The organism is Hymenobacter gummosus (genome assembly GCF_003970915.1).
Lineage (GTDB): Bacteria > Bacteroidota > Bacteroidia > Cytophagales > Hymenobacteraceae > Solirubrum > Solirubrum gummosum.
The window spans coordinates 84099-96751 of the sequence record NZ_RXOF01000012.1; the positions used below are offsets into that span (position 1 = coordinate 84099).

Consider the following 12653-nt stretch of genomic DNA (forward strand, 5'->3'; position numbering starts at 1 on the left):
TTTTCTTGACGTGTCAGCGAACTTATACCCCGCTGCCGCTCTGCCGATGCCATCTGACTCTACCACCCTAGCCGCTGCTGTACGGCGGCACTTCGCGCTTTCCCAGCAGGAGCTGGCCCGTTACCTAGGCCTCACGCGCACCCAGGTAGCCAATGTCGAAACCGGCCGGACAAACTTCTCCGCCGCCGCCGAGCGCCGCCTGCTGCACCTGGCCGAGCTGCTTGCTCCGCCCCACGGCGGCGGCCCGCCCTTACCGCCCGCCGCCGACCCCGCCGCGCCCGACCCCGACCCGCTGCGCCAGCGCCTGCGCCGCTGCCGCCACCTGGCCGGGCAGGCCCGCTTCGAGCTGCACGGGCTGCGGCAGCGGCTGCCGGCGGGCGAGTACCGGCGGCGCGCCCTGGCCCAGCTGCGGGCGGCGCTGCTGCCCCCCACGCCCCCGCCCGGCGTGCCCGACCCCACATTCGATGCGGCCCACGCCGCCCACTGGCTGGCCCGGCTGGACGCCGATACGGCCGCGGCCCTACCCGATGCGGCCGGCTACGCGCAGCTGGCTTTGCTGGAAGTCCGCCTCAGCGCCCTGGAGCACGAAGCCGGTCTGCTGGCGGCGCTGTTGGCGGAGTAAGTATCCTATTTTGGGAATATAGGCTAAATTATATCCCATTTTGACACAACGCTTGCGCGGGGTAAGCTCGGCCATTAGCTTACCCCGCAAGTCCATTTCCACCAACCAAAACCCTTTTACTACAATGGTATACACCGTTGAATTGTTGACCGACCCAGCCGAGTGCGACAAGCTGGTAGCCCACGCCCAGGAGCGGTTGCGCGTGCTGCGTCACCGCGAATCGGTAACGGGCTACGAGCGCGACACCAAAGCCAGCGACGCCACGTCGCTCACCGCTGAGCTGGCCGAGCTGGCCGAGGACATCACGTTCCTGAACGACCGGCTGGCGACGATGCCGGCCAGCGACACCCGCACCCGGCGCGAAAACGAGCTGCGCAAAGCCACCGACCGCCGCGACGAGCTGCTGAGCCGGCAGGGCAAAGAAGGCGCCGTAGCCCTGCTCAAGCGGGAGCTGGAAAAGGGTGAAACCAGCGCCCGCATTGCCGAAATCGAAAAATTCATTGCCGACGTGACGGACCGCAAATCCCGCCTGTAAGCGGAGTTCATTTAACACGACAACGCCCGCCCCGGTAGCTACCGGGACGGGCGTTGTCGTGTTGGGGAGTGGCTACTTCTTGACGACTACGGGCATAACCATTTTCCCCTGATGGTAGTCGAATGCCTGATCCTGCCAGCCGCCATTATACCTGCTGAAACCCGCAATGTACACGCGAGTCGGTTCGGCAGGGGGAGAAGGGGCCGGGTGCCAGCTCACCGGCACCGCCGCCGGGCGGGCGGGCTGGGCCGCGTAGGCATCGGCTTGCTGCACCAGGGTGCGCAGCGTGCCGGCAATGTAGAGCAGGCTGCCCGCAATGAGCGTCAGCAGCAGGCGGGAGTAGAGGTCGGGGGTACGCATGGGCTGGTAGGTGGTGAAGGTGAAAGACGGAGCGTAAGCTGCCGCGAATTCGGCGCAAGCGCATCAGTGCCAGCACTGAAAAAAGTGGCGGCGTGGGCCACTCGCCGGGCCGGGTGCGCCGCCCACCTATATTTACCGCTTCCACCAGCCGCTGCTTTTCCGCTTTATGCCTGACTCCATCCGCGTATTCGCCCCCGCTACCGTAGCCAACGTGGTCTGCGGCTTCGACGTGCTGGGCTTCGCCGTCGAGCAGCCCGGCGACGAGGTGCTGATGACCCTGCGGCCCGACCCCGGCGTCAGCATCCGCCGCATCAGCGGCGACCAGGGCCGCCTGCCGCTCGACGCCGACCGCAACACCGTCAGCGCCAGCGTGCAGATGCTGCTGCGCCACCTGGGCCGCGAAGACGTGGGCGTCGACATCGAGCTGCACAAGCAGATGCCCATCGGCAGCGGGCTGGGCAGCAGCGCGGCCAGCACCGTGGCCGGCCTCTGGGCCATCAATGAGCTGCTGGGCCGCCCGCTCACGGCCCTGGAGCTGCTGCCCTTCGCCATGCAGGGCGAGGAGCTGGCCTGCGGCGCCGGCCACGCCGACAACGTGGCCCCGGCCCTGCTCGGGGGCTTCGTGCTTATTCGCAGCTACCAGCCCCTCGACGTGGTGCGCCTGCCCGTGCCCGCCCTGCACTGCGCCATCGTGTACCCCGAGGTGGAAGTGCCCACCCGCGACGCCCGGCGGCTGATCCGCCGCACCGTGCCGCTGCAAGACGCCGTGACGCAGTGGGGCAACGTGGCCGGCCTGGTTAGCGGCCTGTTCCTCGGCGACACGGCCCTCATCGGCCGCAGCATGCAAGACGTGCTGGTGGAGCCCGTGCGCGCCCTGCTCATCCCCGATTTCTACCAGCTGCGCGAGCTGGCCCTGCAGGCGGGCGCCGTCGGCTTCGGCATTTCCGGCTCGGGCCCCTCTGTCTTCGCCTTCGCCCCCGACGAAGCCGCCGCCGCCCGCATCGTGGAGCAGCTGCGGCGCCACCTGGCCGGCCTGGGCGTCGGCAGTCGGGGCTACGTATCAGCCATCAATACCCGGGGGCCGAAGGTTTGGGGTTAATTAATAATGAAGAATTAAAAATTAATAATTGTGCGGCCAGGCTGCTAATTGCCAGCAGGATACCAGTGAGCTGTCATCAATTATTAATTCTTCATTGTTAATTATTAATTACGAAAACATGCTTCTCTACAGCACCAACGACCACGCCCTGCGCGTGCCTTTCCGTGAGGCCCTGTTCAACAGCCTGCCCGCCGACCGCGGTCTGTACCTGCCCGTGACGATTCCGCGGCTGCCCGCCGCGTTCTGGGCCGGGCTGACCGAGTTGAGCCTGCCGCAGATAGCCTACGAAATGGCCCGCGCCCTGCTGCAGAACGCCCTGCCCGCCGCGGTGCTGCGCGGCATCATCGACGAAGCCTTCGACTTCCCGGCGCCCGCCGTACCCTTGGGGCCCGATACCTACGTGCTGGAGCTGTTTCACGGCCCCTCGCTGGCCTTCAAGGACTTCGGGGCGCGCTTCATGAGCCGGCTGATGGGCTACTACCTGCGGCAGGAGGGCGGCCGCCCGCTCGACGTGCTGGTGGCCACCTCCGGCGACACCGGCGGGGCCGTGGCCCTGGGCTTCCTGGGCGTGCCGGGCGTGCGCGTCACCATTCTGTACCCGCGCGGCAAGGTCAGCCCCATTCAGCAGCAGCAGCTGACCACCAACGGCCAGAACATCCGCGCCCTGGCCGTCGGCGGCACCTTCGACGACTGCCAGGCCCTGGTGAAGCAGGCCTTTGCCGACGCCGAGCTGAACCGGCAGCTGCGCCTGACCTCGGCCAATTCCATCAACATTGCCCGGCTGATTCCGCAGACGTTTTACTACGTCGGGGCCTACGCCCAGCTGCTGCGGCAGGGGCGGCGCGAGGTGGTGTTTTCGGTGCCCAGCGGCAACTTCGGCAACCTCGGCGCGGGGCTGCTGGCCTGGAAGATGGGCCTGCCGGTGCGCCAGTTTCTGGCCGCTACCAACGCCAACGACGTAGTGCCCGCGTTTCTGCGCAGCGGCGTGTACCAGCCGCGCCCCTCCGTGGCCACCCTTTCCAACGCCATGGACGTGGGCAACCCCAGCAACTGGGCCCGCATTGCCGACTGGTTTCGCGACGAGCCCGAGGTCCTCAGCCGGCTAGTCACCGGCTACAGCTTCTCCGACGAGCAGACCCGCGCCGCCATCCGGCAGGCCTTCGAGCAGTACGGCTACGTGCTGTGCCCCCACACGGCCATTGCCTGGCGGGCCTGGCAGCAGTGGCAGCAGGAGCACCCGCAGGCAGATGGCGTAGCCGGCGTTTTCCTCGCCACCGCTCACCCCTGCAAGTTCCCGGAAGTATTCGACTCCGAAGTAGCCGCCCGCATCGAGGTGCCCGCGCAGGTGCGGGAGCTGGCAGGCCGCCCCCGGCAGGCCACGCCCCTGCCGGTCGACTTTAAGGCCCTGAAAGCATATCTGTTGGCGGGCGCGGGCGGGTAGTCCGCCTGCGGTTATTGTCCCAGGTAAACCGAGGCGCCGAAGCGGAACTGGACCAGGTTGAACGACGCCGTTACGTACTGCTCCTTGTTGGTCGATGAGCCGATGCTGGGGTCGTCCGGCACGGTTTTGCCCCGCATGGAGCTGGCCGAAACGCTGCCCGCCGACACTTCCAGGCCTACTTTACGGCCGAGGAAAAACACGGCGCCCGGCATCAGCGTGGCGGTGCCGCCCTGCATGGTGCTGGTGCTGCCGCTACGCCCGGTCGGGGTTTCGAGCGTGAAGTCGGTCGTGGTGTGGCCGTAGCGGGCGTCCAACTGCCCGTAGAAGCCGAGCTTGTCGGTGAGCATCCAGTAGTAGCGCGCAAACGGCCCGATGCCGTACCGGTTGCTCGTCGATGCGGCCGTCGTTGCCGGCGGTCCGCCCGGCGTGGCCGTCTGTGTGTTGACGGATCGGTAGCGGATGTAGCCCCCGCCCAGGCCAAGAGCCAGCTTGTCGGTGACGAAATAGCCCACATTCGGGCCCAGCTGCAGCTGCCTAATGGTTTGCGCGGAGGCAGACTGTAAGGGATTCTCCGCTTCGTTGCGGGAACCATTGTAGCCCGCGCTGCCGCCCGGCGGCCAGTTGAGCGTGGGCGGCGCTGGTTGCCGCAAGCAGAATACCGGCTAAGACAAGACCTTTTTTCATCAGGAGAACGAGAATAATAGAAGTACCGCCCGCAACGCGCCCGTCGGGCCTCGTCGTGTATCGGAGCTGGATAGCAGGCAGCAACACAAGCTGAAGTGTTCAGCCCCAAAACGCAAAAAAGCCCGCCGAACCGTAGTTCAGCGGGCTTTCGTCGTCGGAGTGGCAGGATTCGAACCTGCGACCTCCAGCACCCCATGCTGGCGCGATACCAGGCTACGCTACACCCCGAGCGTTGGCGCCCTTCGGGAAGGCGCCGGTACATCATCCTCGGCAACCGTTGCTGGTATTCAGCGGCTGCTTCCTAGTAGTCGGGGTGGCAGGATTCGAACCTACGGCCTCTACGTCCCGAACGTAGCGCGCTACCGGGCTGCGCTACACCCCGTTTTCGGATAATGTGGGTGCAAATGTACACGCATATTCTGGACTGATGCAACTACGAAGCGAGAAAATTTCTTTAGGCCGGGGCCGGGCATCATGGCACGAATGTTGGCCCCGCCGGCGTTCAGCAGGTGGCCTGTCGGGGCTACGCGCTGAACGCCAACCGCTCAACGTGCGGAAAATCCGTATCTTGCGCCCCGAAACGCCGTCTTGCTTCCACCTATGAAAGCGTTTATCTACTCTGCTTTTTTTCTGGCGCTGCCGCTGGTTGGCCGCGCCCAAACCACTCCCGCCGCCCCGGCCCGCCAGTCCCTCATCACCTCCGACACGGTGCAGAAGAAGGTCGACGGCCCCGGCATTACCTTCAGCGTGGAGGCCAACCGCGTGAGCAAAACCATGCGGGTACGCACCAACGCCAAGGGCCCCATGCAGCTGGAAGTCAACGACTCCGACGGCCGTCCGGTGCTGACCAAGTCCTTGTCGGCCAACGGCTCGGTTTTGTCGGTTCCCATCGGCAACCTGCCCGACGGCAGCTACGTGGTGCGCTGCTCGGTGGCCGATAAAACCTTTATGCGCCGCATCACGGTGGGCCAGTAAGCGGCCCGGGCCGCGCAGGCTGCCCGAACCACTCGAACCGTCAATATTTGCAGCCTCCCGGTCAAGCTCTGGCCGGGAGGCTTTTGTTTGCCTCCGCCGCCACTCGTATGCCCGCACCGCTTTCGTACTGGGAACAACAAACTTTTCTACAGGGCTGCGACGTGGCCGTGGTGGGCGGCGGGCTGGTGGGCCTCACGGCGGCCATCTTCACCAAGCGGCTCCGGCCCCGCGCCCGGGTGCTGGTGCTGGAGCGCGACGTGCTGCCCAACGGCGCCAGCACCAAAAACGCCGGTTTCGCCTGCTTCGGCAGCGTGTCGGAGCTGATGGAGCAGGAGCAGCGCGGCGGCACGGCGGCGCTGCTGGCGGTGGTGCGCTACCGCTGGGAAGGCCTGCGCCTGCTGCGCGAGCTGCTGGGCGACGCGGCCATCGGCTACGAGCCGCTGGGCGGCTTTGAGCTGTTTCGGGCCGAGGAAGCCGCCCTGGCCGAGCGCTGCCGCGCCCGGCTCGACTACTACAACCAACTGCTGGCGCCCGTCATCGGGGAGCCGGAAATCTTCCGTCCGGCCGAGCACCGCCGGGCCGAGTTTGGCTTTGCGGGCGTGCATAGCATACTCGAAAACGTGGCCGAGGGCGCCCTCGACACCGGCCGCATGATGCTGGCCCTGTTGCGCCTGGCCTGGCAGGAAGGCGTGACGGTGCTGCACGGCGTGCCGGCCACCGCCCTGGAAAGCGGCCCCGCGTCGGTGACGCTGCGCACCCCGCTGGCCGACATCGAAGCGGGGCGGGTGCTGCTGGCCACCAACGCATTCAGCCGGCAGTTCTTCCCCGACCTCGACGTGACGCCCGGCCGCGGGCAGGTGCTGGTGACGGCGCCCGTGCCCGGTCTGCACCTGCCCGGCACTTTCCACTACGACCGGGGCTACTACTATTTCCGCCCCCTGCCCGGTGGCCGCCTGCTGCTGGGCGGGGGCCGCCACCTCGATTTCGCCGCCGAAGCCACCACCGAGCCCGGTCTGACGCCACTGGTGCAGGAGCGCCTGGAGCAGCTGCTACGGGAGGTTATTCTGCCCGGCCGCGAGGTGGCCATCGAGCACCGCTGGAGTGGAGTCATGGGCTTTGGCCAGGAATTGGAGCCATTCGTTGGGGAGCTGGCGCCGGGCATCTACGGGGCCTTGCGCTGCAACGGCATGGGCGTGGCGATGGGCAGCCGCAGCGGGCAGCGCGCGGCGGAGCTGCTGGTGGGCTGAGGCTCCATAACTTGCTCAGCGTTGAAGACGGATTGACTTCTGCTGCCTGGCCGGGCGTCACTGACCGGCCAGCACCGGGCAGGCACTACTAGAACCGGCGCAGGCCGGGACTTGACCGCTTGCAACCCCTGCATAACTCAACGGCCTCTTTTGTAGCAACAGCAGCTCGATAGCAATGCGCGTTACTTCTCTACTTCTTATCGGCAGTGGGCTATGTATGCTCGGCCTGTCATCCGCCAAGGCTCAGACTACCAATTCGCTGGCCGATGCCCGCTACTCCCGGGCCGATACGTTGCGGGCCGTCGGGCACCTGTTTGCCAAGCGCACCAAGGGCGCGGTGGGCTACACCAGCGCCGGGGCCTCCATCGTTTCCGCTTCCCTGTTTCGCCCCAAGCCCGACGAATGGGTGCCGGCGATTGAAAAGCAGTCGACCAGGGGCGGCTGGCTGTTTGGGGGCGCCATGCTCGGTTATGGCGCCGCCCGGCTGAGCCGCTACGGGGCCGAGCGTTTCGAGCAAATTACCGCCGCCTACGAGCAGGGGGAACCGCTGCCGCCGTACGTGCGCCGGCAGCTGAAAACCAAATACTTCCGCTACCGGCCGTTTTAGGCGCGGTGCCCGCTTCGTCCGCACCGTAGCGCGAACTTGTAGTTCGCGTATCGTTGAACGACAAGCCTCTGGACGCTATTCGTGCCAACGTCAGCACTGATACGCGAACTGAAAGTTCGCGCTACGACGCGGGCGGCGCGAACCAGGCGGATGCACAGTTAGTTACGCCTCTTCGCTCTGCAGCTGCCGCTCGTAGAGGGCGCGGTACAGGCCTTCGGGCTCGGCCATCAGCGCCTCGTGGGTGCCGTGCTGCACGATGCGGCCGTCGTCGAGCACCAGGATGTGGTCGGCCAGCTTTACCGACGACACGCGGTGGGAGATGATGAGGCTGGTGCGGTTCTGCATGATGCGCTGCAGGCTGGCCAGGATGGCGTTTTCGGTCTTGGTATCGACGGCCGAGAGCGAGTCGTCCAGGATCAGGATGCTGGGCTCCTTGATGAGGGCGCGGGCAATGCTCACGCGCTGCTTCTGCCCGCCCGACAGCGTAATGCCCCGCTCGCCCACTTTCGTGTCGAAGCCCTCGGGGAAGCGCAGGATGTTCTCGTACACGTCGGCGTCCTTGGCGGCCTGCTCGATTTGGGCCTGGGTACTGTGGTCAAGGCCAAAGGCGATGTTGCGGCCGATGGTGTCGGAGAACAGGAACACGTCCTGGGGCACGTAGCCGATCTGGCTGCGCAGCGAGGTCAGCGCGTAGTCGCGCACGTCCACGCCGTCGATGAGAATGCGGCCGCTCGACACGTCGTAGAGGCGGCAGAGCAGGTTGGCCACGGTGGTCTTGCCTGAGCCGGTGTTGCCGATAACGGCCAGCGTGTGCCCCGGCTGGATGCGGAACGAGACGTCCTGCAGGGCCTGAATGCCGGTGTCGGGGTACACGAACGAGACATTTTCGAACACGATGTCGCCCTCAATGGGCCGCTCCACGTGGTTCAAGGATACGATATCGGTTTTCTGATCCAGAAATTCGTTGATGCGGGCCTGCGAGGCTTCGGCGCGCTGCACCAGCGACGACGTCCAGCCCAGCGCCGTAACGGGCCAGGTGAGCAGGTTCACGTAGATGAGGAACTCGGCAATGGTGCCGGTGGTGATGGTGCCGCGGATAACTTCCTGCCCGCCAATCCAGACCGTAATGACCGTGCTGATGCCCGACAGGAACATGATGAGCGGGAAGAACAGCGAGTTGACGAAGTTCAGGCTCAGCGACTTGCCGCGGTACTCATCGGAAGCGGCGGTGAAGTTGCGGTGCGAGTCGGCCTCGCGCACGAAGCTTTTGATGACGCGCACGCCCGAAAACGCCTCCTGCACAAACGTCGTCATGCCCGCCAGCGCCTTCTGGATTTCGTCGGACTTCTTCTCAATCAGCCCGTTGACGTAGAAGATGCTCACGCTCAGGATGGGCAGCGGCAGCAGGGTCAGCAAAGTCAGCTTCACGTTGACAATCAGCATCAGCGGCACGATGAGCAGAAACAGAATGACCAGCTGCAGGAAGTACATGATGGCCGGCCCGATGTACATGCGCACCCGGCCCACGTCCTCCGAAATGCGCGACATCAGGTCGCCGGTGCTGTGGCGGCGGTAGAAGCTCAGCGGCAGGGACTGGTAGTGCTGGTAGATTTCGTTTTTCTGGTCGTTTTCGATGTGCCGGCTCATCACGATGAGCGTCTGGCGCATGAAGAACAGGAAGACCCCGCGCAGCAGGGCCAGCACGATGATGAGCGTGCCGTAGAGAATGATGTTGCGCCCGAACAGGGAGTACACTTCCTGCTGCGCCTGGGTGCCGGCGAACAGGTGGTAGAGCACGATGCCCTCCTGCACCAGGTCGAAGGCGTAGCGCACCACCTGGGCCGGGAAAATGGCCAGCAGGGTGCTCAGGGCCACGAACAGCACCCCGCCGAGGAAGTGCCACTTGTAGCGAATCAGGTACTTGTCAGTTGCGCGGAGGGCTTTCACGGGCGGGGCGGGAGAGGGGCTGCGGACGGGCCGGCGGCCGGCGAAAAAGTGGGGCAGGAAAGGAAGCCGCCCGCCTACCGAACGAACGTTAGCGGTGGGCGTAGTCGGAAAAACGGGCTACCTTTGTGGCCGGTTTCGGAGCGGTGGCCAAAGGTACTGCGCAGGGGGAAGTCAGTAGTCTGCAAACCGGCCATGACTCCCTTTTGTGCGGAAAAACGTAGGTAACCGAGTCGATAACCGATACGCCTCCCTTTTCTCCCTACCCATTCCCACAAACATTTTTCCCCATGGTTGAGATTCAAGCCCTGCCCGAGACGAGCATCTTCGGCCAGATTGCTGATCATCAGCACGAACAGGTCGTGTTCTGCCACGACCACGAAACCGGCCTGCGGGCCATCATCGGCATCCACAACACCGTGCTCGGGCCCGCCCTCGGCGGCACGCGCATGTGGCACTACGCCTCGGAAGCCGAAGCCCTCAACGACGTGCTGCGCCTCTCGCGCGGCATGACCTACAAGGCCGCCATTTCGGGCCTCAACCTGGGCGGGGGCAAAGCCGTCATCATCGGCGACGCCAAAACCATCAAGACCGAAGCCCTGCTGCGCAAGTTCGGGCGCTTCGTGCAGAACCTCAACGGCAAGTACATCACGGCCGAGGATGTGAACATGACCACCAAGGACATGGAGTACATCCGCATGGAAACCAAGCACGTAGCCGGCCTGCCCGAATCGATGGGCGGCTCGGGCGACCCCTCGCCGGTAACCGCCTACGGCACCTACATGGGCATGAAAGCCGCCGCCAAGAAGGCGTTCGGCTCCGACTCGCTGGCCGGCAAGCGCATTGCCGTGCAGGGCGTGGGCCACGTGGGCACCTACCTGCTGGAGCACCTCACCAAGGAGGGCGCCCACATCGTGCTGACCGACTATTACCGCGAGCGGGCCGAAGAAGCCGGGGCCAAGTTCGGCGCCCAGGTGGTCGGCCTCGACGCCATCTACGACCAGGACGTGGACATCTACTCGCCCTGCGCCCTCGGGGCCACCATCAACGACGACACCATCGACCGGCTGAAGTGCCACGTGGTGGCGGGCTGCGCCAATAACCAGCTCAAGGAAGAGAACGTGCACGGCCCGGCCCTGGTAGACCGCGGTATCCTGTACGCCCCTGACTTCCTCATCAACGCCGGCGGCCTGATCAACGTCTACTCCGAAGTGACCGGCAGCACCCGCCAGGGCGCCCTCACCCAGACCGAGAAAATCTACGACTACACCCTCCAGGTACTGGAGAAAGCCGCGGCCGAAGGCTTGCACCCGCAAGCGGCCGCCATCCGCCAGGCCGAGCAGCGCATCGCCGCCATCGGCCGGGTGAAATCGACTTATTAAATGGTCGAATGGCTAAATGGTTAAATGGCTGGTCGTTCTGGCGACGCAAGAACAATCAACCATTTGACCATTTAGCCATTTAGCCATTCAACCATTCAACCCATGCTCAACCGCCGTACGCTTCGCATCAAAGTCATGCAGGCCCTTTACGCCTACGACCAGGCCGTGTCGTCTGACTACTACTTGGCCCTGGACCGCATTGGCGAAGCTTTTCAGCCTGACCTCAACTCCATGGTGCCCCAGGACCGCCGCCTGCTGCAAGGCCAGCAGAAGATGGCCGAAGTGGGCTTCAAGGAGTGGCACAAGGCCGGCGGCACCGAGGAGCCCGAGCAGCTGGACGACAAGGAAGTAACCGACGCCGTGAAGGACGCCATCGGCTACTACCGCAAGCAGGTGCAGAAGGAAACCACCTTCTACCTGAACCAGATGCTGCAGGCCACCGAGAGCATCCACGACCAGTACCTGCACCTGCTCAACCTGCCCGCGGCCCTGCGCCTGGTGCTGGAGGAGGAGCGACAGCGCGAAGCCCGGCGCTTCACGCCCAACAAGGAAAACCTGGCCGATACCACCAAGCTGGAGCAGAACCCGGTGGCCCTGAAGCTGGCCGACAACAAGCAGCTGCAGGAGCAGACCATCCGCCGCACCCTGCAGTGGGCCGGCGAAGACGAGATGGAGGCCCTGCGCACCGCTTGGCGCAACGAGATGCGCAACGACCCGGAAGTAGCCAGCTACCTGGCCGCCCCCGCCGGCGACTACGCGGCCGAGCAGGAAATCCTCAAGCACCTCTACAAAACCTACGTCTTCAAGGGCGAGGCCATTCCGGCCCTGCTCGAAGCCCAGGACCTGAACTGGGAGGAAAACCGCAGCATCGTCAAGAACCTCATCATCAAGACGCTGAAGATGCTGGAGGAAGGCGCCGATGAGTCGATGGAGCTGCTGAGCCTTTCGGCCAACTGGCAGGAAGACAAGGAGTTTGCCGAGACGCTCTACAAGCAGACCCTGGCCGACGACGCCCGCTACGAGCAGCTCATCAGCGGGGCCGTGCAGAACTGGGACGTGGAGCGGGTGGCCCTGCTCGACAAGATTATCCTGAAGATGGCCCTCTGCGAGATGCACCTGTTCCGCTCCATCCCGGTGAAGGTGACCATCAACGAGTACATCGAAATCAGCAAGCTCTACAGCACGCCCAAGAGCAAACAGTTCGTCAACGGCATCCTCGATAAGCTGGCCCAGGACCTGATGGCCAGCGGCGCCATCCGCAAGTCGGGCCGCGGGCTGCTGGACAACCAGTAACGCCGGGCGGGAATGAACAGATTAATCAGCACGTCTTGCTGAGCCTGCCGAAGCATCTCTACCGCTTCGTTGCAGGTGCATGATTTTTCTATCGCTCTGCTCGGCGATTGTCAGGTAAACTTGCGCTTGACCTAATTGTACCGCGCTATGCTTACTCCTTTTCTGCTGAATGAAACATCACCAATTGAATTTGGCCTTTTGGTGTTCAGTATTCCAGCAGCAGGATTGTACATAGGCTTCTTAGCGTTGCTGCTAAACCGTAAGTCATTTACATGGCGAGCAATAAGCTTCATAGGAGCTATTGTGTTGGCGCTGTTAGGCTTGTTCATGTGCGAAAACCTGACTTGGTTAATCAGCATCTTTGTTTTCACTCCACTACTTCTGGGCATATATGGTTACTTCTTTATGCCTAGGAACTCAACCAAGAGTTAACTCAGCAACGAAGCGGTAGAGATGCTTCGACA

Annotated in this window: 13 protein-coding genes and 2 tRNA genes; 10 read left to right on the forward strand and 5 right to left on the reverse strand. The window is 64.2% G+C overall.

What is annotated here, in order from left to right:
* Positions 1-46 precede the first annotated feature (46 nt).
* Both EJV47_RS19000 and EJV47_RS19005 read left to right on the forward strand, forming a co-directional pair.
* Positions 47-622, forward strand: a complete 576-nt coding sequence (locus tag EJV47_RS19000) for a helix-turn-helix domain-containing protein (protein ID WP_126694760.1) — start codon at positions 47-49, stop codon at positions 620-622.
* Positions 623-746: 124 nt separating this feature from the next.
* On the forward strand, positions 747-1157 hold the full coding sequence (locus EJV47_RS19005; protein ID WP_126694761.1) for a hypothetical protein: 411 nt from the start codon (positions 747-749) through the stop codon (positions 1155-1157).
* A gap of 72 nt (positions 1158-1229) precedes the next feature.
* Here the strand turns inward: EJV47_RS19005 and EJV47_RS19010 are convergent, their stop codons facing one another.
* Positions 1230-1517 carry a hypothetical protein gene (locus tag EJV47_RS19010; RefSeq protein WP_126694762.1) on the reverse strand — a complete coding sequence of 96 codons (288 nt, stop codon included), beginning with the start codon at positions 1515-1517 and terminating at the stop codon, positions 1230-1232.
* Positions 1518-1683: 166 nt separating this feature from the next.
* Between EJV47_RS19010 and EJV47_RS19015 the strand changes: the two genes are divergently transcribed.
* The gene (locus tag EJV47_RS19015) at positions 1684-2616 is read left to right on the forward strand and encodes a homoserine kinase (RefSeq protein ID WP_126694763.1); all 933 of its coding nucleotides are present in this window, start codon (positions 1684-1686) and stop codon (positions 2614-2616) included.
* 118 nt (positions 2617-2734) lie between these two features.
* Positions 2735-4057: a threonine synthase gene (gene thrC, locus EJV47_RS19020; RefSeq protein ID WP_126694764.1), complete on the forward strand. Its 1323-nt coding sequence runs from the start codon at positions 2735-2737 to the stop codon at positions 4055-4057.
* Positions 4058-4068: 11 nt separating this feature from the next.
* On the opposite strand, the gene EJV47_RS19025 is transcribed toward thrC, so the two are convergent.
* The 3 genes from EJV47_RS19025 to EJV47_RS19035 form a co-directional block, all read right to left on the reverse strand.
* Positions 4069-4569 (reverse strand): hypothetical protein, encoded by a 501-nt coding sequence (locus EJV47_RS19025; RefSeq protein ID WP_126694765.1) that lies wholly within the window; start codon positions 4567-4569, stop codon positions 4069-4071.
* Positions 4570-4895: 326 nt separating this feature from the next.
* A tRNA-Pro gene (locus EJV47_RS19030) sits at positions 4896-4969 on the reverse strand.
* Between the two features lie 80 nt (positions 4970-5049).
* A tRNA-Pro gene (locus tag EJV47_RS19035) sits at positions 5050-5123 on the reverse strand.
* Between the two features lie 218 nt (positions 5124-5341).
* On the opposite strand from EJV47_RS19035, the gene EJV47_RS19040 reads away from it, so the two are divergent.
* The 3 genes from EJV47_RS19040 (at position 5342) to EJV47_RS19050 (ending at position 7570) form a co-directional block, all read left to right on the forward strand.
* On the forward strand, positions 5342-5716 hold the full coding sequence (locus tag EJV47_RS19040) for a T9SS type A sorting domain-containing protein (protein ID WP_126694766.1): 375 nt from the start codon (positions 5342-5344) through the stop codon (positions 5714-5716).
* A 107-nt stretch (positions 5717-5823) separates the two neighbouring features.
* Positions 5824-6963: an NAD(P)/FAD-dependent oxidoreductase gene (locus EJV47_RS19045; protein WP_126694767.1), complete on the forward strand. Its 1140-nt coding sequence runs from the start codon at positions 5824-5826 to the stop codon at positions 6961-6963.
* A 217-nt stretch (positions 6964-7180) separates the two neighbouring features.
* Positions 7181-7570: a hypothetical protein gene (locus EJV47_RS19050; RefSeq protein WP_126694768.1), complete on the forward strand. Its 390-nt coding sequence runs from the start codon at positions 7181-7183 to the stop codon at positions 7568-7570.
* A 162-nt stretch (positions 7571-7732) separates the two neighbouring features.
* Here the strand turns inward: EJV47_RS19050 and EJV47_RS19055 are convergent, their stop codons facing one another.
* On the reverse strand, positions 7733-9517 hold the full coding sequence (locus tag EJV47_RS19055; protein ID WP_126694769.1) for an ABC transporter ATP-binding protein: 1785 nt from the start codon (positions 9515-9517) through the stop codon (positions 7733-7735).
* Positions 9518-9804: 287 nt separating this feature from the next.
* Between EJV47_RS19055 and EJV47_RS19060 the strand changes: the two genes are divergently transcribed.
* From EJV47_RS19060 to EJV47_RS19070, 3 genes are all read left to right on the forward strand, one after another.
* Positions 9805-10896 (forward strand): Glu/Leu/Phe/Val dehydrogenase dimerization domain-containing protein, encoded by a 1092-nt coding sequence (locus tag EJV47_RS19060; RefSeq protein ID WP_126694770.1) that lies wholly within the window; start codon positions 9805-9807, stop codon positions 10894-10896.
* A gap of 102 nt (positions 10897-10998) precedes the next feature.
* Complete coding sequence (nusB, locus tag EJV47_RS19065; protein ID WP_126694771.1) at positions 10999-12189, forward strand: transcription antitermination factor NusB; 1191 nt, start codon at positions 10999-11001, stop codon at positions 12187-12189.
* Between the two features lie 147 nt (positions 12190-12336).
* A complete protein-coding gene (locus EJV47_RS19070) occupies positions 12337-12621 on the forward strand; it encodes a hypothetical protein (protein ID WP_126694772.1) in 285 nt (94 codons plus the stop codon).
* The last annotated feature ends 32 nt before the right edge of the window (positions 12622-12653 follow it).

Bases quoted from the DNA above. Each gene is read 5' to 3' on its own strand.
- EJV47_RS19000 (WP_126694760.1), top strand. From the start codon at position 47: ATGCCATCTGACTCTACCACCCTAGCCGCTGCTGTACGGCGGCACTTC.
- EJV47_RS19005 (WP_126694761.1), top strand. From the start codon at position 747: ATGGTATACACCGTTGAATTGTTGACCGACCCAGCCGAGTGCGACAAG.
- EJV47_RS19010 (WP_126694762.1), bottom strand. From the start codon at position 1,517: ATGCGTACCCCCGACCTCTACTCCCGCCTGCTGCTGACGCTCATTGCG.
- EJV47_RS19015 (WP_126694763.1), top strand. From the start codon at position 1,684: ATGCCTGACTCCATCCGCGTATTCGCCCCCGCTACCGTAGCCAACGTG.
- thrC (WP_126694764.1), top strand. From the start codon at position 2,735: ATGCTTCTCTACAGCACCAACGACCACGCCCTGCGCGTGCCTTTCCGT.
- EJV47_RS19040 (WP_126694766.1), top strand. From the start codon at position 5,342: ATGAAAGCGTTTATCTACTCTGCTTTTTTTCTGGCGCTGCCGCTGGTT.
- EJV47_RS19045 (WP_126694767.1), top strand. From the start codon at position 5,824: ATGCCCGCACCGCTTTCGTACTGGGAACAACAAACTTTTCTACAGGGC.
- EJV47_RS19050 (WP_126694768.1), top strand. From the start codon at position 7,181: ATGCTCGGCCTGTCATCCGCCAAGGCTCAGACTACCAATTCGCTGGCC.
- EJV47_RS19060 (WP_126694770.1), top strand. From the start codon at position 9,805: ATGGTTGAGATTCAAGCCCTGCCCGAGACGAGCATCTTCGGCCAGATT.
- nusB (WP_126694771.1), top strand. From the start codon at position 10,999: ATGCTCAACCGCCGTACGCTTCGCATCAAAGTCATGCAGGCCCTTTAC.
- EJV47_RS19070 (WP_126694772.1), top strand. From the start codon at position 12,337: ATGCTTACTCCTTTTCTGCTGAATGAAACATCACCAATTGAATTTGGC.